21 protein-coding genes and 1 tRNA gene are annotated in these 21,042 nt (G+C 70.1%); 14 read left to right on the top strand and 8 right to left on the bottom strand.

The features are described 5' to 3' along the window. Positions 1-59: 59 nt before the first annotated feature. Complete coding sequence (locus tag ABZU43_RS02370) at positions 60-1,364, bottom strand: benzoate/H(+) symporter BenE family transporter (RefSeq protein ID WP_355004778.1); 1,305 nt, start codon at positions 1,362-1,364, stop codon at positions 60-62. 56 nt (positions 1,365-1,420) lie between these two features. Between ABZU43_RS02370 and ABZU43_RS02365 the strand changes: the two genes are divergently transcribed. From ABZU43_RS02365 to ABZU43_RS02330, 8 genes are all read left to right on the top strand, one after another. Then, entirely contained in the window at positions 1,421-1,981 is a 561-nt protein-coding gene (locus ABZU43_RS02365; protein WP_355004777.1) for an XRE family transcriptional regulator, read from the top strand. Positions 1,982-2,096: 115 nt separating this feature from the next. Next, positions 2,097-2,816 (top strand): protein phosphatase 2C domain-containing protein, encoded by a 720-nt coding sequence (locus ABZU43_RS02360; protein ID WP_355004776.1) that lies wholly within the window; start codon positions 2,097-2,099, stop codon positions 2,814-2,816. Between the two features lie 102 nt (positions 2,817-2,918). Then, a complete protein-coding gene (locus ABZU43_RS02355; protein ID WP_355004775.1) occupies positions 2,919-3,257 on the top strand; it encodes a PadR family transcriptional regulator in 339 nt (112 codons plus the stop codon). Next, the gene (locus tag ABZU43_RS02350) at positions 3,254-4,099 is read left to right on the top strand and encodes an ATP-binding cassette domain-containing protein (RefSeq protein ID WP_355004774.1); all 846 of its coding nucleotides are present in this window, start codon (positions 3,254-3,256) and stop codon (positions 4,097-4,099) included. Before ABZU43_RS02355 ends, ABZU43_RS02350 begins: the two co-directional genes overlap by 4 nt. After that, the gene (locus tag ABZU43_RS02345) at positions 4,096-4,788 is read left to right on the top strand and encodes an ABC transporter permease (RefSeq protein ID WP_355004773.1); all 693 of its coding nucleotides are present in this window, start codon (positions 4,096-4,098) and stop codon (positions 4,786-4,788) included. Before ABZU43_RS02350 ends, ABZU43_RS02345 begins: the two co-directional genes overlap by 4 nt. A gap of 82 nt (positions 4,789-4,870) precedes the next feature. Next, complete coding sequence (locus tag ABZU43_RS02340; protein WP_355004772.1) at positions 4,871-6,046, top strand: GNAT family N-acetyltransferase; 1,176 nt, start codon at positions 4,871-4,873, stop codon at positions 6,044-6,046. Positions 6,047-6,100: 54 nt separating this feature from the next. Beyond that, complete coding sequence (locus ABZU43_RS02335; RefSeq protein ID WP_355004771.1) at positions 6,101-6,850, top strand: ZIP family zinc transporter; 750 nt, start codon at positions 6,101-6,103, stop codon at positions 6,848-6,850. Between the two features lie 120 nt (positions 6,851-6,970). Further along, complete coding sequence (locus tag ABZU43_RS02330) at positions 6,971-8,155, top strand: hypothetical protein (RefSeq protein ID WP_355005175.1); 1,185 nt, start codon at positions 6,971-6,973, stop codon at positions 8,153-8,155. Between the two features lie 11 nt (positions 8,156-8,166). Here ABZU43_RS02330 and ABZU43_RS02325 read toward each other — a convergent pair whose 3' ends face one another. From ABZU43_RS02325 to ABZU43_RS02315, 3 genes are all read right to left on the bottom strand, one after another. Beyond that, positions 8,167-9,249 (bottom strand): NAD-dependent epimerase/dehydratase family protein, encoded by a 1,083-nt coding sequence (locus ABZU43_RS02325; RefSeq protein WP_355004770.1) that lies wholly within the window; start codon positions 9,247-9,249, stop codon positions 8,167-8,169. Positions 9,250-9,411: 162 nt separating this feature from the next. After that, positions 9,412-10,461 carry a GlsB/YeaQ/YmgE family stress response membrane protein gene (locus ABZU43_RS02320; RefSeq protein ID WP_355004769.1) on the bottom strand — a complete coding sequence of 350 codons (1,050 nt, stop codon included), beginning with the start codon at positions 10,459-10,461 and terminating at the stop codon, positions 9,412-9,414. Then, positions 10,458-10,868, bottom strand: coding sequence for a helix-turn-helix transcriptional regulator (locus ABZU43_RS02315; RefSeq protein ID WP_355004768.1), 411 nt, complete (start codon positions 10,866-10,868; stop codon positions 10,458-10,460). Before ABZU43_RS02315 ends, ABZU43_RS02320 begins: the two co-directional genes overlap by 4 nt. A 204-nt stretch (positions 10,869-11,072) precedes the next feature. Here ABZU43_RS02315 and ABZU43_RS02310 point away from each other — a divergent pair. Next, a tRNA-Lys gene (locus ABZU43_RS02310) sits at positions 11,073-11,147 on the top strand. A gap of 122 nt (positions 11,148-11,269) precedes the next feature. Here the strand turns inward: ABZU43_RS02310 and ABZU43_RS02305 are convergent. From ABZU43_RS02305 to ABZU43_RS02295, 3 genes are all read right to left on the bottom strand, one after another. Continuing rightward, entirely contained in the window at positions 11,270-11,647 is a 378-nt protein-coding gene (locus ABZU43_RS02305; protein WP_088986731.1) for a carboxymuconolactone decarboxylase family protein, read from the bottom strand. A gap of 288 nt (positions 11,648-11,935) precedes the next feature. Next, a complete protein-coding gene (locus ABZU43_RS02300) occupies positions 11,936-12,460 on the bottom strand; it encodes an SMI1/KNR4 family protein (protein WP_355004767.1) in 525 nt (174 codons plus the stop codon). A 96-nt stretch (positions 12,461-12,556) separates the two neighbouring features. Continuing rightward, entirely contained in the window at positions 12,557-13,282 is a 726-nt protein-coding gene (locus tag ABZU43_RS02295) for a DUF4839 domain-containing protein (RefSeq protein WP_355004766.1), read from the bottom strand. Positions 13,283-13,703: 421 nt separating this feature from the next. On the opposite strand from ABZU43_RS02295, the gene ABZU43_RS02290 reads away from it, so the two are divergent. From ABZU43_RS02290 to ABZU43_RS02275, 4 genes are all read left to right on the top strand, one after another. Next, positions 13,704-14,222, top strand: a complete 519-nt coding sequence (locus ABZU43_RS02290) for a hypothetical protein (RefSeq protein WP_355004765.1) — start codon at positions 13,704-13,706, stop codon at positions 14,220-14,222. Positions 14,223-14,366: 144 nt separating this feature from the next. Beyond that, positions 14,367-15,137: an IclR family transcriptional regulator gene (locus tag ABZU43_RS02285; RefSeq protein ID WP_355004764.1), complete on the top strand. Its 771-nt coding sequence runs from the start codon at positions 14,367-14,369 to the stop codon at positions 15,135-15,137. Between the two features lie 438 nt (positions 15,138-15,575). Next, complete coding sequence (locus ABZU43_RS02280) at positions 15,576-17,006, top strand: extracellular solute-binding protein (protein WP_355004763.1); 1,431 nt, start codon at positions 15,576-15,578, stop codon at positions 17,004-17,006. Then, the gene (locus ABZU43_RS02275; protein WP_355004762.1) at positions 17,003-19,039 is read left to right on the top strand and encodes an ABC transporter permease subunit; all 2,037 of its coding nucleotides are present in this window, start codon (positions 17,003-17,005) and stop codon (positions 19,037-19,039) included. Before ABZU43_RS02280 ends, ABZU43_RS02275 begins: the two co-directional genes overlap by 4 nt. Positions 19,040-19,368: 329 nt before the next feature. On the opposite strand, the gene ABZU43_RS02270 is transcribed toward ABZU43_RS02275, so the two are convergent. Further along, positions 19,369-19,980 (bottom strand): dihydrofolate reductase family protein, encoded by a 612-nt coding sequence (locus ABZU43_RS02270; RefSeq protein ID WP_355004761.1) that lies wholly within the window; start codon positions 19,978-19,980, stop codon positions 19,369-19,371. 137 nt (positions 19,981-20,117) lie between these two features. Here ABZU43_RS02270 and ABZU43_RS02265 point away from each other — a divergent pair, with 137 nt between their 5' ends. Then, the gene (locus tag ABZU43_RS02265) at positions 20,118-20,999 is read left to right on the top strand and encodes a LysR family transcriptional regulator (RefSeq protein WP_355004760.1); all 882 of its coding nucleotides are present in this window, start codon (positions 20,118-20,120) and stop codon (positions 20,997-20,999) included. The last annotated feature ends 43 nt before the right edge of the window (positions 21,000-21,042 follow it).

Below are 21,042 nucleotides of genomic sequence, written 5' to 3'. Positions count from 1 at the left end.
CCCTGATCGACTCAGGTTCACGGAAATCGGGGTGTCCGGAGCCTCGGGACGGCCCGACTTCATGAAACCCGAGTGGATCTGCCCGGCGCGGCCGGGGCAGGCTCGTCCGGCGCGGCTGGGGCAGGCTCGCCCGACGCGGCCGGGGCAGGCTCGTCCGGCGCGGCGTGAGCGGACTCGTCCGGCGCGGCGGAGGCGGGCGCGGCCGGGGCGGGTTGGCGGCGGTGGAAGAGAAGCAGCATCAGGCAGCCCGCGACCAGGCCCCAGAACGCGCCGCCCACGCCGATCAGCGTCACCCCGGACGCGGTCACCACGAAGGTGACCACGGCGGCCTCCCGGGTCGCCGGCTCGGTCACCGCCGCAGCGAGCGCGGTGGCGAGGGCGCCCAGCAGCGCCAGCCCGGCGACCGCCTCGATGAGGATCGGAGGGGCGACCGCCACCAGCGTGGTGGCCACGCCGGCGCCCAGTCCGAGCACGGCCAGCCCGACACCTGCGGTGACCGAGGCGACCCATCGGCGCTCCGGGTCGGGGTGCGCGTCGGGGCCGGCGGCCAGCGCGGCGGTGATCGCCGCGAGGTTCACCGCGTGCCCACCGGCCGGGGCGGCGAGCAGACTGGCCAGGCCGGTGGTCCGCAGTGCGGCGCCGAACGGCGGCCGGTAGCCGTAGCCGACCAGCACCGCCATGCCGGGCACGTTCTGCGCGGCCATGGTGACCAGGAACAGTGGCAGTGCCACCCCGACGAGTGCGGACGCGTTCCAGGCTGGCGCGGTCAGCGTGACCGACGGGATCAGGGCGGCAGCGGTAAGGCCGGTCGGCGGTGCGGTCAGTGCGATCGCCGCCACGGCCACCACCAGCGCACCGGGCACCGCCCAGCGTCGGGCGAACCGGTGCAGCAGCAGCCAACCGACCACCACCGATCCGGCCACCACCGGCAGCTCGACCAGCGCGCGGACCGGGGCGGTGCACAGCGGCAACAGCACCCCGGCGAGCATGGCGCCGGCCACCGGCTTGGGGATGGCGGCTACCGCACGGCCGAGCGGCGGGAACAACCCGGCCGCGACGATCAGCACACCGGAGACGAGGAAGGCGCCCACCGCTACCGGCCATCCTCCCGGCGGTGGCCCGGTCGCCACCAGCAGCGCCGCGCCCGGAGTGGACCAGGCCACGCTCATCGGTATCCGGTACCGCCAGCCCAGCCAGGCGGCGGCGAACCCACATGCCACGCAGAGAGCGAGCAGGCCGGAGGCGGCTTGTGCGTCCGACGCGCCTGCCGCTCGGAGCCCGGCCAGCACGACGGTGAACGAGCTGGCGAAGCCCACCAGCGCGGTCACTGCCCCTGCCAGCACCGGTTGCACGCGTCCGGCCACCACACTCCTCCCGACTGTTCCGTTTACGGAACGGAAGCGTGTAGCACGATAGCCGGGTGCCGCACCCACCACCAGCCCCCCGCCCGGGCCTCGACGTGGATCCCGCCGTCGTCGGGCGCCGGGTCCGCACCCTGCGCGAGGAGCAGGGGATGTCGCTGTCCACACTCGCCCGGCTCGCCGGTGTCGGAAAGGCCACCCTCTCCGGCCTGGAGCACGGCACCCGCAACCCGACCCTGGAGACGCTCTGGGCGGTCACCGCGCAGCTCGGCGTACCGCTGACGGCGGTGCTGGCGGAGCCCGCCGCCGGGCCCACCGTGCACGGCGCCGCGGTCACCGCCACCCTGCTGGAGGTCTTCACCGACACCGACGCGACCTACGAGCTGTACCGGATGCGGGTCGCGCCCGGCGCCGGCCAGCTCTCGCCCGCCCACCCGGCGGGAGTCACCGAGCACGTCACCGTGTTCGCCGGGGTGCTGCGCGCCGGGCCGGCCGACGCACCGCTGACGGCCACGGCCGGTGGCCACCTCCGCTGGGTGTCGGACGTGCCACACAGCTACGCGGCGGTGGGCGACGAGGAGGTCGCCGCGAGCCTGCTGCTGCGCTATCCGCGCCGCTGAGACCGCGCCGATCGGTCACGGACCGTCGACCTCGTCGACGATAATCGCAATCATTTCTCGACCTAGGTAGGAGGCGTAGAGACGAATGCCGGTTGTTCTTGGCAAGCTTGACCCCATGACGCTGATCCTCCGCTCGGTCATCCTCAACGACATCGGCTTGGTGCGCACCAACAACGAGGACTCCGCCCTCGCCGGTGACCGCCTGATCGCGGTCGCCGACGGCATGGGTGGGCTGCCTGCGGGCGAGGTGGCGAGCGAGATCGTGATCCGGATCCTGGACGAGCTGGCTCCCCCCACCGACCCCGACGGCGCCGCCGACGCGCTGCGTGCCGTGGTCAGCACCGCCAACCAGCGCATCCACGCCGCCATCACCGTCGACCCGAGCCGGGACGGCATGGGTACGACGCTCACCGCGGCGCTGCTGGCCGGGGAGACGCTGGTGCTGGCCCAGGTGGGCGACTCCCGCTGCTACCTGCTGCGTGAGGGGGAGCTGACCCAGCTCACCCGGGACGACACGTTCGTGCAGGCGCTTGTCGATCAGGGGACCCTCTCTCCCGAGCAGGCCCGCCACCACCCGCAGCGGTCCCTGGTGACCCGGGCCGTGCAGGGCGCCGACACCCCACCGGCGGTCGGGGTGCTCACCGTGGTCGCCGGTGACCGGCTGCTGCTGTGCAGCGACGGGCTCTCCGACTACGTCGAGGACGAGGCCATCGCCGCGGCCCTGGGCATGTACGCCGACCGCCAGCAGTGCGGTGAGCAGCTGGTGAAGCTGGCTCACCACGCCGGCGCACCGGACAACGTCACAGTCGTGGTCTCCGACGTCGTCGCCCGCTGACCCGTACGGCTCCCTCGGCGGCTCACCCGAACCGACTGGTTCGGGTACCGCTGCCACAGTAGGTGGTTGTGCCATCTAGCTAGCACCGCTACTGTCCGACGGGTGGATTCCGACCGGCGCGGGCAGTGGCTGCGGGGGGTGCTCGACATCTGCGTCCTGGCCCTGCTGTCCAAAGGCGAGTCCTACGGCTACCAACTCGCCCAGGCGCTCGACGCGGCGGGCGTCGGGCCGATCCAGGGCGGCACGCTCTACCCGGTGCTGCTGCGCCTACAGAAGACCGGCCTGGTGACCGCGCAGTGGCGGGAGGGCAACGCCGGGCCGGCCCGCAAGTACTACCGGCTCACCGACGACGGGCACGCGGCGCTCCACGCCGGCGGCAGCGCCTGGCTCACCTTCGTCCGGCCGGTGAACGACATCGTCACGAAGGGGGTCACCCGGTGAACGCCGACGATTGGCTGCGTACCCTCACAGCCGAGCTGCACCAGCGCCGGGTCGCGGCGGACGCCGCACGGCACGTGGTCGCCGAGGCCGCCACGCACCTACGCGAGGGCGGCGGCGACCCCTGGGTCGTCTTCGGCCCACCCCAGCAGTACGCGGGCGCTGTCGTGGAGAGCATCGGCACCGCGCCCGGCCCGCGCCCCGGGCCGGTCCGGCTGCACGCGGCAGGCATCACCAAGCGGTACGGACGGCGAACCGTGCTGCGCGACGCCACGCTCACCGTCCGGGCCGGACAGATCGCCGCCGTCGTCGGCGCGAACGGCTGCGGCAAGAGCACCTTCCTCCGGATCTGCGCCGGCCTCATGTCGCCGGACGCCGGTGAGGTGACCGTTTCCGGGCGGCTCGGCTACTGCCCGCAATCCGGCGGCACCGCCGACTTCCTGCTCGCCGACGAGCATTTCGTGCTGGTCGGCGCCGGTCAGGGTGTGGCCCGGGGCCCGGCCCGCCGCGCCGGTCGGGCGGCGGCCCGGCAGCTCGGCTGGGAAGCGGGCGGCGACGTGCAGGCCCGCCACCTCTCCGGCGGCACCCGACAGAAGCTCAACCTGACCATGTCCACGCTCAGCGCCCCCGACGTGCTCCTGCTCGACGAGCCGTACCAGGGCTTCGACCAGGGCACGTACGTCAACTTCTGGGACCAGCTCAGCAGGTTGCGCGACGCCGGCACGGCCATCGTCGTGGTGACCCACCTGCTCAACCAACTCGACCGGGTGGACATCGTGCTCGACCTGACCCCGGCACACGAGTCCGGGTGGCACGCGCCCGGCATCCAGGGAGGCCGCCCGTGAACCGGCTCGTCACCGTCGCCGAGATGACAGTGCGGGAGCTGCTGCGGCGTCGAGGCGTACTCCTGCTGTTGTTGATGATGCCGTTGACCTTCTACCTGATTCGGCGGGACGCCTACCTCGGGCAGTCGGTTCGCTCGCTGCTGCTCGGCGTGGGTTGGGCGGTGAGCACCGCCGCGCTGTTCGCCACGACCGCGGCCCGCGAGTTGGAGCCGAGGCTGCGGCTGGCCGGCTACCGCCCGCACCATCTCTATCTCGGTCGGATGCTCGGCCTGTGGACGGTGGGACTGGTCATCTCCGTACCCTTCTTCCTGCTCCCGATGATCGACGGCGCGGACCTGCGGTACGGCGGCCTGGCGGCGGCGCTGCTCTGTTCCGTCGCGGTGGCGGCGCCGTTCGGAATGCTGATCGGTGCGCTGCTGCCCCGCGAGTTGGAGGGCACGCTGCTGCTGCTCACAGTGGTGACGGTGCAGATGCTGATCGACCCGGCCGGGTCGGGGGCGAGGTTGACGCCGTTCTGGTCGAGCCGGGAGATCGCCACCTGGACGGTCGACAACACCGACCAGGGCTACCTCTCCCGTGGCCTGCTGCACGGGGTCGCCGTCACCGCCCTTCTGGCTCTGGGCGTGGCCGCGGTGGCCAGCGTCCGCCTGCGCCGCCGTCGCCACCTGCGGCACCTGCCGGTCGGCTGACGCCGGGCCGGCCGTGGATCGGGCCAATCCGGTTGCTGCGACCCGCGCGGCGGGTTGAGATGGGCGAATGACCATTCGCCGGGTGACCGACGACGACCGTCTCACCACCAGCTTTCCGCTTGCCGCGTACGCCTTCGAGTCCTCGCCGCTCAGCGCCGCCCGGACGGCGGAGTTCCGCGACTACCTGCCCTACAACCAGGGCAACCGGACGTTGATCGCCGAGGAGGACGGCACCACGTTGGCCGCCGTCTCGGCCATCCCGATGCGACAGAACCTGCGCGGGGTGGTGCTGCCGATGGCCGGTGTCGCCGGGGTGGCGACCCATCCGCTGGCCCGCCGGCAGGGACACGTCCGGACGTTGCTGCACCAACTCCTCGACGAGATGCGCGACGAGGGCCATCCGCTCAGCGCGCTCTATCCGTTCCGGCCCAGCTTCTACGCCCGGTTCGGCTACATCGGGCTACCCAAGCCGCGCCGGGTCACCTTCACCCCGGCCAACCTGGGCTCGCTGCTCCGGGTGGACCTGCCCGGCGAGGTCGGCTGGGAACGCGTCGCCGCCGGCTATCCGGCGTGGCGGGCGTTCACCGAACGCAACCTCCAGGAACGACACGGCTTCGCGATCTTCCCGGACTACCGAGGGGTCGGGATGCGTGACCGTGACGAGTACTGGCTGCTCACCGCCCGGGTCGGCGGGGAGGTCACCGGCGCGGTGACGTACCGGATCGAGGATTACGGCGGCACGCTGCACGGCAACGAACTGCTGGTCACCGACCCGCTCGCGCGGGCGCTGCTGTTGCAGTTCTTCGCCCGGCACGTCGACCAGATCCAGCGGATCACCGTTCAGGTTCCGCCGGACGAGTTGCCCGAGCTGTGGCTGACCGACCTGGACGTGCACGTCGAGGCCCGTACCCAGGTGCCGGGTGCGTCCGCGCCGATGGCCCGGCTGCTGTCGCTGAACGCGCTGAGCGGGCTGCCCGCAGGCCCGGGCCGGGTGCGGATCGAGCTGACCGGGGACCGCTGGTTGGCCGGCACCCACCTGCTCGACGGCACGACCGGGGCGCTGGAATTGGTCGACGACAGCACCGGCCGCGCGCCGACCGCCACGCTCACCGCAGCCGGTCTCTCCGCCCTCGCGTACGGGGTGCTGGACCCGGCCGAGCTGCCACTGCGCGGTCTGGGCGAGGTGCCGGTGGACGCCGCCACGGAGTTGCGCAGCCTCTTCCCCCGGCGGGTGCCGTACCTCTTCGCCGACTTCTGAGCCCTCCTCACAAACGGGTTTGTCGCCTCGGCGAACGTGGGTACGGTCCCGCGAATGCCGGAGTGGTTACAGGCGGGTGGATGGGGGTTGCTGGCCGGGTCGGCTCTGCTGGTCGGGGCGGCGGTCGGCTGGTTCGCCCGGGTGCCGCAGCGCCTCATCGCGTCGATCATGGCGTTCGGCGCGGGAGTGCTGCTCTCCGCCGTGTCGTTCGAGTTGATCGCCGAGGCGCACGCGCAGGGCGGGCTCCTGCCCACCGCTCTCGGCGCTGCCGCCGGCGCGGTGGTCTACACAGTGGCCAACCTGGCTCTCGCCCGACACGGCGCCCGGCACCGGAAGCGGTCCGGCGACCAGCAACCCTCCGAGAGCGAGCAGCCTGGTTCTGGCTCGGCGCTCGCCGTCGGCGCGCTGCTCGACGGCGTACCGGAATCGGTCGTTATCGGCGCCAGCCTGCTCGGCGGCGGCGCGGTCAGCCTGGTCACGGTGGCGGCGGTGTTCCTCAGCAACGTCCCGGAGGGGCTGTCCAGCGCCGCCGGCATGCGCCAGGCCGGCCGCACCCGACGGTACGTGTTCCTGCTCTGGACCGGGATCGCGCTGATCAGTGGCGTCGCCGCGCTGGTCGGCAACACGCTGCTGGGGGGCGCGCCGCCGGAGGTGATGGCCGCAATCACCGCGTTGGCCGCCGGCGCGATCCTCGCCATGATCACCGACACCATGATCCCGGAGGCGTTCGAGAACGCTCACCTGCTGGTCGGTTTGATCACCGTCGCCGGCTTCCTGACCGCCTTCGCCCTCTCCCACGCCTGACCACCGCTCACCGCACCGGATCCGGCGCGGCGGGCGGCGGACGTGGCTTAGCAGTGCATTAAAACGGCTCGGCGGATTCGTCGCGATGCCGTCGTGGCTCCTAGCATCACGGGGGTGCGCATGACGTCGCTTGCCGCTCTCCTCGTCCTCGGTGTCGCCACCGCGACCCTGCCCGCCTGCGCGCCCAACGACCCGGCCCCCACCTTCGAGGCCGGCTCGACCGCCTCGCCGACGGCCCTGCCCACCGGCGGTCAGGGTGAGGCGTTGGGGGCTCGCGACGGCCTCGGCGGCCCGGGGGCCAGCGCCAGCCCGAAGCCCGCCAACAAGGTGCTCGCCGCCGGCAACCCGAACGGCAGGGCCACCGTGCCGGCCGAGGCGCGCGCGGTGGACACCTCGAAGCCGACCCGGAGAATCGGCACGGGCACCCCGGCGAGTTGCACCTCCGCGGCGGTGGTGAAGGCCGTCGCGGCCGGCGGAGTCATCACATTCAACTGTGGACCGGCCCCGGTGACGATCAAGATGGCCGCCACCGCCAAGGTCCGCAACGCCAACGGGCCGAAGATCGTGCTGGACGGCGGCGGCACCGTCACGCTGAGCGGCCAGGGGCAGCGCCGCATCCTCTACATGAACACCTGCGACGAGGCCCAGGGCTTCACCACCTCGCACTGCCAGAACCAGGATCACCCGCAGCTCACCGTCCAGAACCTCACCTTCGCCGACGGCAACTCCACAGGCGAGAAGGCCGAGGGCGGCGGCGGTGGGGCGATCTTCGTACGCGGCGGCCGGCTGAAGGTGGTCAACTCGCGCTTCGTCCGCAACCGCTGCGACCGCACCGGCCCCGACCTGGGTGGCGCGGGCGTCCGGGTGCTGAGCCAGTACGAGAACAAGCCGGTGTACGTGGTGGGCAGCACCTTCGACGGCGGCTCCTGCTCCAACGGTGGGGCGCTGAGCAGCATCGGTGTGTCGTGGGTGGTGCTGAACAGCCTGCTCAGGAACAACGAGGCAATCGGCAGCGGCGCCAACCCGGCCAAGTCCGGTACGCCCGGCGGCGGCAGCGGCGGCGCGATCTACTGCGACGGCAACGAGTTCACCGTACGGATCGCCGGCACGATCATCGAGAACAACACTGCCAACGAGGGCGGCGGCGCGGTCTTCTTCGTGAGCAACAACCGCACCGGCACGATGAGGATCGAAAACTCGACCCTGCGGCGCAACCCCAGCGCCAAGTTCGAGACCCGTGGCTTCCCCGGCATCTTCTTCCTGGGCGCCCGCAACCCCACTGTGACGGGCTCCAAACTGAGCTGAGGCCGCGTACCTCAGTAGGGGTTTCCTTCGCCTGGGGGGCGGGCGTGGAGGAGGGCGGCGGGGCGGCCGGGCAGGTTCGGTGCGCCGGACATCGGAGGGCTCGATGTGTGGTCGCCGTCGGCCATCCCGGCGAAGAGTTCCTTGAGCGCCGTCAGCGCGCTGATCTTCGGCTGCCAGCCCAGCTCGGTCTCCGCACGCTCGCTGGACATCAGCGGGGCGTTCAGACCCAGCTCCACCCAGCCCGCGTCGACCGGTTGCAGCCGCGCCCGCCAGCTCAGCGCCGCCGCCGCCCGCAGCACGGGCGCGGCGACCGGCACCGTCCAACCGTGGAAGTGCCGAGCCACCAGCTCCGGAGTAAGCACCGGGTCCGCGGCGACGTTGAAGGCGCCGCGAACATCACCCAACACCGCCCGGGCGTACGCGTCAGCCACGTCGTCGGCGTGCACCGCCTGCATCCGCAACCGGCGGTTCGCCGGCACCAGCGGGATCCGGCCGAAGCGCAGCAGCCGCACCGGCGCCAACGGGCCGAGGAAGTAACGCGTGATCTCCGCACCGGCGGCCCGCTGGAAGATCAACCCGGGGCGCATCCGTACCACCCGCAGCGTCGGGTGATCCCGTTCGAGCCCGTCCAGCAGCGCCTCCACCTCCGCCTTGTGCTCGCTGTACGACGAACCGGGCACACCGGTGGCCGGCCAGCGCTCACTGATCGGGTGGTCCTTCGGGCCGGGCGCGTAGGTGCCGACCGACGAGGCGTACACCAGGGCTGGCACGCCGGCCTGGACCACCGCGTTGATCACCGCCCGGCTGCCCTCGACGTTGGTCCGGCGCAGCACCCGCTGGTCGTGGCTGGGCTGGATCTGCCAGGCCAGGTGCACCACCGCGTCCGCACCCGCGAACACCTCGGCGAGCTGCCCGGCCGCGCCCGGCGCGCCGATGTCGCAGGAGTGCCACTCAACCTGGTCGTACGGCTCGCCGGCATCCGGGCCGGGCAACCGTCGAACGACCCCGGCCAGCTCGACGCCCCGCTCCCGGCGCAGCCGCCGGAGCAGCGCCGTACCGACGTTGCCGCTCGCCCCCACCACCACGATCCGCATGCCCGACCCCGTACCCGCCCAGCAGCAGCTCAACCACCCACCAGCGCGGTGGCCCGCCCCACCCCTTGATCCACTCGACTTCCTGAAAGTCGCGGCATCCGAGCGCCCAGAAGCGCCCAACTTCCGGGATCCCGAGTCCCGCCACCTGGGTCCTGCCCGACGTCAGGCCCGTGCCGTAGCGGTCGAGCGGTGTCCGCAGGTTGGGCAGGCGTCGTCGAGCACTCGCCGACGTACGGTCTGGTGTCGTGCGGCCTGGCCGGCGAGGGCCGCTGCCAGCAGCGCCGCGCCGACAAGAAGGATCGACCCGGTCGTGGTGGCGTAGGCCGCCGAGGTCGGTCCACCTCCCTGGCTGCCCCAGATCCCTTGGCTGAGCTGGTTGGCGCCGAACAGGGCGGCCGGGGTGGCGAGCAGCACTGTCGCCCAGAGGCCAGCGTCGTCCGCTCGCAGGGCGCGACCGAGGCCGACGAGCAGGACCAGCGCGAACATCAACCCCCCGACCATCGCCAACAGCTCGGGGGTCGAGCCGTACGAGGTGAACATGTTCCCGCCGTTCTCGGCGGCGCTGAATGCCACCGATGCGACCGTTACACAACCGGCAGTGAGCGGCGGCAGGCCACGCGCCACCCAGCCGGGATGGGAGGGCAGCGCGAGCGTGGCCAAGCCGAGCGCGACGGCAGGAACCAGCACGAACAGCGGCGGCCCGGGCTGCCCGGTGACGGCGGCCACGGGCGGCACGACGACGGTCAGCAGGAGACCGCCGGCCGCGACAGAGCGGGCCCAGGCCCCGGGCAGCGCCGTGGCGGTGAGGGCGACGAGCAGCCAGCCCAGCCAGATCACGGCCCCGAGGGTCTGGAACGGGCCGACCGGATCCAGCCCGGCGAAGCGGGGATCTTCGAACTCGATCTGCAGGAGCAGGAAGACGGAGACCGCGACCAGGGTGTTCAGCGCGGCGGTCGCGGCCAGCGGGAGAGCCGCAACCAGCCCGAGAGCGCCGTACCCGCGCAGTCGCTCCCGGAGCCCGGCGCCGAGCAGGTCGACGGCGTCGTGTGGGGATGGCCAGCGCCGCCCCGGATCGACGGTGTCGAGGTACGTGCCGACGATCTCGTCGCCCCGCTCAGCCTGGTAGTCACCCGGGTAGACCCACAGCAGCCGCCGGTAGCGGGACTCCAACGGCGACCCGGCCTGATCCTGCGCGGGGTTGGGCTGGTTCATGCCGGGCCTCCGGTCGGTCGAAGGATGGGGCGGGCAACCGTCAGAGGGCCGCGTGTGATGCCATCGGCGGCGCGGTTGTCCGCAGGTCGAGCACGTAACCGCTGCGTGGCGGCCTCGACGTTGCGGCGCAGTCGTTCGGTTTCGGCTGTGAGCACGGACCGGCCAACCTCGGTGAGCCGGTAGTAGCGGCGCAGCCGACCCTCGACGACCTCCTCGCGGTCCCGCTCGACCAGCCCCTCGTCGGCGAGGCGGTCGAGTGCGCCGTAGAGGGTGCCGGGCCGCAGCGCCAACCGCCCACCGGAGAGGGCCGCGACGTCGCTGGTGATGCCGTAGCCGTGCATGGGTTCCCGTGCGAGCGCGGTGAGGATCAAGAAGGTGGGTTCCCGCAGCGGCGTGGGTGTGGGCATGACGTCAATATATCGGTGATGAAGCTATACCGGTGACAAAGTGGTGTGGGAGTTTGCCGGAGACGTCAGGCCGGTGCGCGAGCGGGTCGCTGAGCCCTGCACCGTCGACGGAGGTCCTGTGGCGCGGGCGTAGACCGGCATCGCTCCGCCGGACCGGGGGCGGACATCAGCCGGGCCGCAGACGGTCGGGTAACCTGAGCGCGCGGGCCGCTAGCTCAATGGCAGAGCTGTGGACTTTTAATCCATAGGTTCAGGGTTCGAGTCCCTGGCGGCCCACCATTCAGCGCCTCTGAGCTGCGACAACTCCGACCGAAGATCATCGGGCACGGCCAGGACACAACTCAGGCGTGATGAGATGGGCGGCCAGTTCCGCTGCGGCAGACGGGATGGTGGCAGCGTCGTCAGCGGTGCTCGCCGAAGACCGCCGCGGCCACCTGGTAGCTGTCGAACGCCCGGGCCGCCCCGGCGTACGCCTCAAGGTGGATGAAGAGCTCGACGATCTCCTCCTTGGTCACGCCGGACGTCAGCGCGATGCGCAACTGCCCCCGCAGCGGCTCGTGGGTACCCAGCGCCGCCGCGACGGCCACCGAGATCAGGCAGCGGCTCCGCAGGTCCAGGCCCGGTCGCGGCCACGAGTCGCCGAAGGTGTGCTCGGTCGCCAACCGCCGGAAGTCCTGACCGACCGCGGGTTCCCCGTCGGCCAGCGGCAGGGTCAACGGTTGGCCGAGGAGGCGTTCCGCGGTGTCGAGGGCCTGCTGGTATCGGGGATCGTCGGGCATGCGTTGCCACCTCCGCACGTGTCAGCCAATCGACTGCCGTTCGGTTCCAGCGTCGCGCCTACCCCGGCGTTCGGTCGGCCGTTCCGGGAAACTGGTGGTCGGCATAGCATCGGATGCGGTGGAGCGCCTGCCCGCGCTCTGTGCGTCAGCCCACGCCTGAAGGGTCGGCAGCGGTGGAGGTTGCCGCCGCTCGCTGTCCTCCCGCACGCGCGTGAGGAAGGCCCAGATCATCAAAGAGTTGGGCGGTGGGCTCTCGTCGGTCCCACTCTTGTCGAGCACCCCTCGCAACTACCGGCACAGTGAGCCGATCAGCTCATCAAAGCCGGGGAACTCTTCCCGCGCTGCGGTAATGACGTCATCCGCCGACCTGCGACGCGACGGTGCCCAGCGTTGGGCGATCTCCGCAAGGCGGGCATCCGTACGAGGCTCGTGTTCGTGATCGGGATAGACCGTAGCTTCCCACGGACCGAAACCGTCGGCGACGAGCCACAGGTAGTCCCACAGGGTTTGCGCCACGACCCCCGTTTCGCCCTCCGAACCGAGAAACACCACCGGCTGCTGCTCGATCGGCTCACCGTGACGCACCAGCCAGAACGCGGCGAGGCCGCCGGTGCCGTCCTGCCCGAAGACCCGGAACTCGGAACCGTCCAGCTCGGCGTTTCCGGTCCACGCTCTCCACCACTCGGCAATCTCGCCCGAGTCGAGGAAGTGCGGGTACGGCTCGAAATCGACGCCGACGCCGTCCCTGTAGTCGAAGCCGACTTCGTGAGCTTCGGACAGCGGAGTCGGCAGGGTACGACCATCGTGATCCACGGCAGCACCCTAGCGAGGAGGACCGACGGACCGGTCTGGTGCCGGCCAACGGCTAGGGCCCCGGGTTGCACCGCTCCAGCGCGCTGCCCATCTTGGCTACCGGGCTTCCGTCGAGACCGGGTCGAGGAAGAAGAGGCACTGGGCGGGGTTGAACTTACCTACCTCGGCGACGAAGCGGAACTTGTCGCCAACGCCGACAGCGGCGGGGATCTTCTTGCCGGTTAGTTTCAGGTCGAGGATGTTGACGTCCTCGTACTTGAAGGCTGGGCCGACCGTCGTGTTCGGTCCCATGTCGCCGGGGCCCAGGAGGAAGTCGTAGCGGGTGTCGTAGTCGCCGTGGGGCGCCACGTTCACGATCGAGCCGTTGAACGCGACCGTCTTGCCCTCGTACCTGGTCGCGAAGGCAAGATTCGCGTCGTCGCAATCGTCTGCCTTCAGCAGCGCGGCGAACTCCGGATTGTTCTGCGGCGTGATCACCTCAGTGGCAGCCGACTCGACAGCGGTCGGAGCCGGCGTAGCAGACGGTTTCTCGCCCACCGCAGCCGTCGACTTTTCTGGCCCGTCCTCCTTTTCGTCTCCGCCACTGAGTGCCGAGGCAGTGCCGATGACGATGGCCAGGATCACGAGGACGGCGGCAGCCGCGCCGATCAGGAGCCACGGCTGCGGCTTCTTCGACCGACGGAAGTTGACGGTGGAGCGAAGCGTGCCTGGGGTCTGTTGCACGAGCTCCCAGCCATCCTTCTGCATCTTCGAGATGACCCAGCCGTCGGTGCCGCGAACTGGCCGTACGGTCTTGTACTCGTACTTGATCTCGTCGACCATGCGGCTCCGCGCTCCCTAATGGACTGCTCGCACCAACTGCCTGGCGCAGCGTAGGGGACAGGCACAACTGACACCGGCTCTGTGTAACGTCAGCTTGATCGGCGACGCCCCCGGTGGGTCACATTCGCTGACTGATGGCAGACGTCGCGCGCTGGTAGCCTGACGCCTTTCGGCGAGAGGCGGAGGCTGCCCGGTGCACAGGATTCTGCTGCGTGGGTTCGTCGCGGTGGCGACCGTCTCCGTGGCGGCCGCCTGCGGTTCTCCGGCGGCTCCCGGAGCGGATCCATCCGCGCAGGCAAGGAAGCAGGCGACAGCCACGAAGTCGCCCTCGCCGGCGGTTCCGGCGACCGGCGGGCCCGGGTACTCCGCCGCGCTGTCCGCACGCCTGGTGACCCCGGAGTCGCTACCGCCCGGCTTCACCGTGGACATCGCGACCACCATGGCACTCGATGCTGGCGATCGACGTCCAGACGTCGACGCGTCGTGTTCGCGCAGCGTGATCCCGCTGCTGTCGGCGAGGCGACTGACCGGGACTCCGTCAGCGATAGCCGCAGCCACCCTCAGCTTCGACGCGGGTCCCGATGACCTGTGGGTGGGAACGGAAGTCCTCAGGACCTACACCGACGACGGCGCACGGCGAGCGATGGCGGACCTGCGGATGTTCATCGGCAGTTGCCCGACCCTCGTGCTGCCCGACCAGGGCGGCAGTCATCGCTTCGCGGTCGCGGTCGCGGCCGGGCCGCAGTTGGGCGATGACAGCCTTCACGTCACCAACGCCACGACGTCGGGTCCTGACACGCTGGAGTGGGACGTCATCCTCGTCCGGACCGGCACCACCTTGGTGGTCGTTCAGGCGGAGGGCAACAAGCCCGGCGGCGCCGAACACCTCACCCGGGTGGCCGAGGCCGCGCTCCACAGATTCCAGACGACCGGGTCCTGAACGCCCGCAAATCCGGGCGCGTTGCAGCGGATCAACGACGAGGTTGGCACCTGGCGCCGCGGGCTGACGTAGATATCCTCTTCAGGTGCTGGCTCGTGTGGAGATCGTTGACACGGGTCCGGCACTGCGAAGGGACTATCGAACATGCCCCGTGTGGTACCGGCGGTCATCCGCGCACTCGACGTCCTGGAACTGTTTCTGGACTGCCCCCAACTGTCGGCCCGCCAGGTGATGGAGCGCCTCGATCTGCCCCGCACGACCGTCCACGAGTTGCTCGTGACGCTTGAGGCTCGTGCGTACCTGATCTCCATACCGGGTCAGCCCGTGCAGTATCGGCTCGGCATGCCGCTGTTCCAGTTGGGCGCGGCGTTCGCGGGTCGGCTTGATCTGGTACGCGAGGCGCAGGGCGTCGCGCGGGACGTGGCCGCCGCGTGCGACGAGGCGGTTCATGTGGCGGTGCTCGACGGCGCCGATGTGATCTACCTCGTCAAGTTTGACAGCACCCACCCGGTTCGGATGGTTTCCGGGGTCGGGCTGCGGCTGCCCGCCCACTGCACGGCCGTGGGCAAGGTGCTGCTGTCGGCCCTCGATGAGGCGGACCTGGATGCCGTCCTGCTGAAGGACCCCCTGCCGGGTATGACGCCGGACAGCATCACCGATCCGGATCTTCTTCGTGAACATCTGGACCGGGTCCGGGTGGAGGGCGTCGCTGTCGACATCGGTGAGTCGGACACTGCGATGCGGTGCGTCGCCGCGGGGATCCGGGACCACACCGGCGCCATCATCGCTGGGATGAGCCTGTCCGCGCCGATCATCCGTTGGACGCCTCAGGTGCAGGTGGAGTGGACCGGGTTGGTCCGCGAGGGGGCGGCCGCGTTGTCGGCTCGCATGGGCTACCGGGCGCAGCCTCGATAGGGCGCCTCCCGCTTTCGGTTCGAAACAACATCGAAACATTGACATCGCTCTTCGCACTGTTCTAGCGTCGCGACCACTCGATCCGGTATATCGAACCTAGTTCGAAATCTCGAACGGCGGTGGTCCCGTGACCCGACCGAACTGGAACGTCAGCGCTACTGCCTCGGCCCGGTCGCCGATCGCCTCGACCCCGTCGCGCCATCCGACGAGCGGCACCCGACATGTCTCGGGTGGCACCGACGAAGCGCGCGGCAGTGGCCGTCCCACGGTGACGGGCGGGCCCGCTCACCACCGTGGCGACCCACCGACGCACTGATCTCGACGGGCGACCCTCGGTGGTCGCCGGCAGAAACCAACTGGAACACAACCGTCGCGGTGTCCGCCAGCTGTGCCTTCGGCGTGCAGCCGTGCGCGGAGAGATGAAGGAGGCGAATGTCCATGGAGAACAAGTCGGGGTGGTCACGGCGCGGCTTTCTGGGGATGGGGGTTGGGGTGCTCGGCGCGGCCGGTCTGGCCGCGTGCGGTGGCGACTCCGATCCGCCCAGCAGGGTGCAGCCGGAGGTTCCGCAGGAGCTGATTGACGCCGCGGCGGCGGTGAAGGGCTCCTCGATGGGCATGCTGTCGCAGAAGCTGTACTCGACGGCGGCGAACGAAGCCCTCGACAGCTCGATCAAGAAGTTCGCCGACACCACCGGCACGAAGATCGAAAACAGTCTGGTCCAGGCCGACGCCGGTGACGTGGTGGCCAAGATCGACGCCGAGGTCAAGGGCGGGGTAGCCCGTGACCTGGCGTTCATGACCGACTCGCGGTTCGTCGCCCAGTTCCAGGCGCTGGGCGACCTGGAGGACGTGACGGACGTCGTCACGGCGCTGACCGCCAAGTACGGCGAGCCCTGCGCCGAGGCCAAGAACTTCTGCGTCTTCGACGGCAAGTGGTTCGCCATCCCGTACCACTTCATCGGGATCGGGTCGTTCCTGCGCAAGGACTGGATGCAGGACAAGGGCATCACCCCCAAGGACATCTACAGCTGGGAGGAGCTGCGGGACCTGTGCCTGGAGATCTCCGATCCGGCCAAGCGCCGGTTCGGCTGGGGCATGACGGTGAACCGGTCCGGTGACGGCAACGGCATGATCGAGGCGCTGATCAACGCCTACGGCGGGTCGATCGCCGCCAACGACGGCCGGAAGGTCACCTTCAACTCCCCGGAGACCGTGCAGGCGGTGACCTTCCTCGGCGACATCTACACCAACCCGAAGTACAAGCCGATGTTGCCACCGGGGATCGCGAGCTGGACCGACACCAGCAACAACGAGAACTGGCTCGCCGGGATCCTCGGCTACACCCGCAACCAGTTCAGCGTGTACGCGGACTCCAGGACCAAGAAGAACCCGGTGCACGCGAACACCCACGTGTTCTCCGACTGCATCGGGCCGGCGACCGACAATCCGCTGCTGCTCGGCCAGTCGCAGGGCTTCGTCGTCTTCAAGGGTGCCAAGAACCCGGCACTCGCCAAGCTCCTGGCGCAGTACCTGGTCAGCGCGCCCGCGCTGCTCGGTGTGGCGAAGGAGGCGCCCGGCCTGGTGATGCCCGCCTGGGAAAAGGTCTGGGACGCCGACCCGTTCTTCACCAGTGGCGACCCGGCGTTCCCCATGCTGCGCAGAATCACTGAATTGAAGCTGCCGCTGAACACGAAGAACGGCCTGACCTTCCCGCAGAAGGCCAGCGCGGGCCAGCAGGCGGTGGGGTCGGCCTACGTCCTCACCGACATGATGCAGCAGGTCGTGCAGGGCACCGCGCCGGCGCAGGCCGTGTCGGCCGCCCACGCGAAGATGGTGCAGATCTTCAACCAGCAGGGGCTGCCGCAGTGAGGTCTGTCCGTCCTGCCCGGGTCCCGGCGGCGAGGAAATCCTCGCCGTCGGGGCCCGGCTCCCTCACCGCAGTCCAGCGGCGGCTGGGCCGCGACTGGCGACTCGCGGCCCTGTTCCTGGCACCGATGGCGGTGCTGGTCGGCGGGCTCGTCCTCGTGCCGATCGCCCGGTCGATCATCACCAGCACCACGGAACGGCACGGGCAGGACACCGTCTTCGTCGGCCTGGACAACTACCTCGCGCTCGTCGGCGACGACCAGTTCCACACCGGCGTGGTGAACTCGTTCGTATTCACCGCGTACGCCGAGATTTTCAAGGTCGTGCTGGGGTTGGCCGCCGCCCTGCTGCTGCACCATCGCCGACGTGGGCGGGCCGTGCTGGCCGGGCTGCTCCTGGTGCCGTGGGTGGTGCCGACGGTGGTGACGGCGTTCAGCTGGCGCGCGCTGCTCGACCCGATCTTCGGCAGCGTCAACACGCTGCTCACCGCCACCGGGATCGGGCCGCTGCTGGCCAGCGCGCATCTTGTCGACAGCTGGCCCGCGGGCTGGCTGTCCGACCCGTCGCTGGCCATGCCGTCGGTGATCCTCGTCAACGTCTGGAAGGGGGTGCCGTTCTTCACAGTGTGTTTCCTCGCCGGGTTGAAGGCCATCCCGGCGGACCTCTACGAGGCGGCGACCATCGACGGCGCCTCGGCGTGGCAGCGGTTCAGAAGCGTGACGCTGCCCGGACTGCGCCACGTGATCACCGTGACGGTGACCCTGTCGTCGATCTGGACGTTCAACAACTTCGACCTCGTCTGGTTGCTGACGCAGGGCGGCCCTGGCGACGTGACGGCGCCGTACGTGCTCATCGCCTACTCGAAGGCCATCCTGCAGCTGCAGTACGGCGCGGGCGCGGCGGTAACGCTCGTCATGCTGCCGATCATCGGCGGGCTGGTGTTCGTCCTGGTCCGGTTGTTGCGCCAGGACACCAACATCAAACTGCCCCGGCGACGCCGCACAGCGCTGAGGATCGGCGCACAGCGCTGGGCCGGGACGGCGCGGCGGGCGCTGCCGTGGGTCGTCACCGCACTGGTCACCGGTCTGCTGCTCTGGGCATCACCGCAGATCTTCTGGAAGGCGGCGGTGGTCCTCGGTGTGATCCTGCTGATCGCGGCGGGGGTCGGCCGGGTGGTCTCGACCCTCCAGTCCCGAGGTGGTCGCCGTTCGTCGACAGTGGTCTCGGGTGTGGGTTCCTGGGCTGCGCTGGCTGGCTTGCTCTTCTTCGTGCTGGGCCCGCTGTACTGGATCTTCGTCACGGCCTTCAAGTCCGAGGGTCAGGTCGTCATGCGTACCGACGACCTGTGGCCGACGCCGTGGACGCTTGAGCAGTTCGGCGCCCTGTTCGACAACCAACCGTTCGGCCGCTGGTATCTCAACACCCTGCTGGTGTCCGCGGCGTCGACCGCTGTGGCACTGGTCTGCGCCGCCCTGGCGGGCTACGCGCTGGCCCGGCTGCGGTTCCGCGGGGCGCAGGGCTTCACCGTCACGGTGCTGCTCACCTACGTGATGCCGGGCGCGCTGCTGTTCATCCCGCTGTACCAGATGCTCATCGGCGCCCGGCTCACCGACTCGTTGTGGTCCCTGGTGGTGACGTACCCGACCTTCACACTGCCGTTCGCCACCTGGCTGCTGGTGGGGTACTTCTCGTCGATCCCCATCGAGTTGGAGGAGGCCGCCCTGGTCGACGGTTGCAGCCGCATCCAGGCATTCGGCCGGGTGGTGCTGCCGCTGGCCAAGCCAGGGCTGCTGGCGGTCGCGCTCTTCACCCTGACCAACGCCTGGAACGAGTTCCTCTTCGCCTTCGTGTTCATCACGAAGGACGAGTACAAGACGCTCCCGGTGGGGATGCAATCCATGATCGCCGGAGACGTCGTGCCGCAGGGACAACTCGCCGCGGCGTCGCTGCTGGTCAGCATCCCCGTGGTGATCATGTACGCCCTGGGGCAGCGCTTCCTGACCGAAGGGCTCACCGCCGGCGCGGTGAAGGGGTGAGCCGACGGGCCGCTGGTGCGCGATCGGCACCAGCGGCCCGACAACGGACCGTTGCGGTGAGCCTGGCGGCAGTCCGGTCCGATCATCGGCGGCCACGAACGCCGCCAGCTGGCCGGCGTCCTGCGGGCCGAACTCACGGATCTCCAGACCACTTGAGATGATCTTCACTGGTGCGAACATGGTGAGGAGCGTAGAGCCAAGCCCCGAGTCGTCGCGCACCTTTACCTCGCCGCGGGGAGCAGGAACGGGTGCCGGCACGCGTGGCCGCCGCTCACGTCCAGGTCATGTTGATGGCCCGGGCGAGGGCGTTGGTCATGGGTGCGGTGCCCTCACGCGGTCTCGGTTCCGGTCTGTGCACGGGCGTAGGTGAGGAAGAGTGCGCCACTGTCCAGAACTGTGTGGTCGGTCAGGCGCCAGGTGCGTGGTGCGAAGACGGCGTCACGGCCGAAGAGCGGGATGCCGGCGCCAATGGTCAGCGGGGCAAGCTTGATGATCAGCTGGTCGATCTCGGAGTAGAGGGCACCGGCCAGCGCGCCGCCGCCGATCACCCAGACGTCCTTGCCGTCGTGGCGCTTCAACTCTCGTACCGTGGCGATCGGATCTTGGCCGATGACCTCGACGGCCGGGTCCGGGCTGCTGCCCAGCGTCCGGGAGAACACCAGGTGGCGCAGGTGCGGGTACGCGTCGGTCACACCGGCCTTCAGGCCCACCTCGTAGGAGTTGCGCCCTTCCACCACGGTGTCGAACCGGCTGCCCTGATCGGTGATGCCGAACGCCTGCCGGGCCGGACCGGGGAGGGTCTCCGGGTACTCCGCGACGAGGTGGCGCAGGTAGTCGTCCGGAATGGGCCAGAACCCGCCGGGGCCGGTCGGGTCGGCGCCGTCGGGGCCGGCGATGAAGCCGTCCAGGGTGGCTGCGATGTAATACACGAGCTTGCGCACGACGATCTCCTCGTTCAGGCTGCCGGTCGCTGTTCGGCGACGACGTCCATCAGCCTGCCCGGCAAGACACCGGGCTACAAGATCACAACTGGTAACGTGCCATAACCCTTCGCTAATGCGTGGATCGGGAACGGCACATGGAACTCCGCGACATCGAGATCTTTCTGACCCTGGCGGAGGAACTTCACTTCACCCGCACCGCCGAGCGGCTGCACGTGACCCAGGCCCGGGTCAGCCAGGCGATCAAGAAGCAGGAACGTCGGATCGGTGCCGCGCTGTTCGAGCGGAACAACCGGCAGGTGGCACTCACACCGATCGGCAAACGGCTCTTCGACGACATCGAGCCCATGTACCGAGGTCTGCACGAGGGCATGGACCGGGCCAGGCTCGCCGCACGCGGCAAGACCGGGGTGCTGCGGGTCGGGTCCATCGCCGTCAACCTCCATGACTTCCGCGAGTTGTTCGACGGGTTCGCGAAGGACCACCCTGAGTGTGAGGTGCAGCTCCGGCATGTCGACTTCGGCGATCCCTTCGGTCGGCTGCGCGCCGGCGACATCGACGTGCAGATCGTGTGGCTGCCCGTGAGGGAACCGGACCTCACCGTCGGCCCGGTGATCTACACCGAGCCCATCGTGCTGGCCGTAGGGGCAACGCACCGGTTGGCGGGCCGCACATCGGTCTCCTACGAGGACCTGGCGGACGAGACGGTCATGGGCGGGGCCCGGCCGGACTACTGGCGGGAGACCCTGGTGCCCGTACGCACACCCAGCGGGCGGTTGATCCCGATCGGCCCGTCGGTCTCCAACTTCCAGGAGATGATCCCGATCCTCGTCACGGGCGAAGCCGTCTCGCCGGTACACGCCCAGGCTGCGCGCTACTACGCGAGGCCGGACATCGCCTACGTGCCCATCCACGACGCTCCTCCGGGCCGGTGGGGGCTGATCTGGCGTACCGGCAGCGAGACGGAACTCATCCGCTCCTTCGCCAGCAACGCGCGGGGTCTTCACCCCGTCGAATAGCCCGCCGCGTCGGCGGGCCAAGTGGCCACAGCTTCGGCAGCAC

This window comes from Micromonospora sp. NPDC005205, assembly GCF_040608275.1.
Classification (GTDB): Bacteria; Actinomycetota; Actinomycetes; order Mycobacteriales; family Micromonosporaceae; genus Micromonospora.
The sequence above is the reverse complement of the archived record's forward strand: the minus strand, read 5'-3'. Positions and strand labels throughout refer to the sequence as shown.

What these genes read in the sequence shown, in the direction of transcription:
- ABZU43_RS02360 (WP_355004776.1), top strand. Translation starts at nt 2,097, where the DNA reads ATGACGCTGATCCTCCGCTCGGTCATCCTCAACGACATCGGCTTGGTG.
- ABZU43_RS02335 (WP_355004771.1), top strand. Translation starts at nt 6,101, where the DNA reads ATGCCGGAGTGGTTACAGGCGGGTGGATGGGGGTTGCTGGCCGGGTCG.
- ABZU43_RS02330 (WP_355005175.1), top strand. Translation starts at nt 6,971, where the DNA reads ATGACGTCGCTTGCCGCTCTCCTCGTCCTCGGTGTCGCCACCGCGACC.
- ABZU43_RS02325 (WP_355004770.1), bottom strand. Translation starts at nt 9,249, where the DNA reads ATGCGGATCGTGGTGGTGGGGGCGAGCGGCAACGTCGGTACGGCGCTG.
- ABZU43_RS02320 (WP_355004769.1), bottom strand. Translation starts at nt 10,461, where the DNA reads ATGAACCAGCCCAACCCCGCGCAGGATCAGGCCGGGTCGCCGTTGGAG.
- ABZU43_RS02315 (WP_355004768.1), bottom strand. Translation starts at nt 10,868, where the DNA reads ATGCCCACACCCACGCCGCTGCGGGAACCCACCTTCTTGATCCTCACC.
- ABZU43_RS02305 (WP_088986731.1), bottom strand. Translation starts at nt 11,647, where the DNA reads ATGCCCGACGATCCCCGATACCAGCAGGCCCTCGACACCGCGGAACGC.
- ABZU43_RS02295 (WP_355004766.1), bottom strand. Translation starts at nt 13,282, where the DNA reads ATGGTCGACGAGATCAAGTACGAGTACAAGACCGTACGGCCAGTTCGC.
- ABZU43_RS02285 (WP_355004764.1), top strand. Translation starts at nt 14,367, where the DNA reads ATGCCCCGTGTGGTACCGGCGGTCATCCGCGCACTCGACGTCCTGGAA.
- ABZU43_RS02280 (WP_355004763.1), top strand. Translation starts at nt 15,576, where the DNA reads ATGGAGAACAAGTCGGGGTGGTCACGGCGCGGCTTTCTGGGGATGGGG.
- ABZU43_RS02265 (WP_355004760.1), top strand. Translation starts at nt 20,118, where the DNA reads ATGGAACTCCGCGACATCGAGATCTTTCTGACCCTGGCGGAGGAACTT.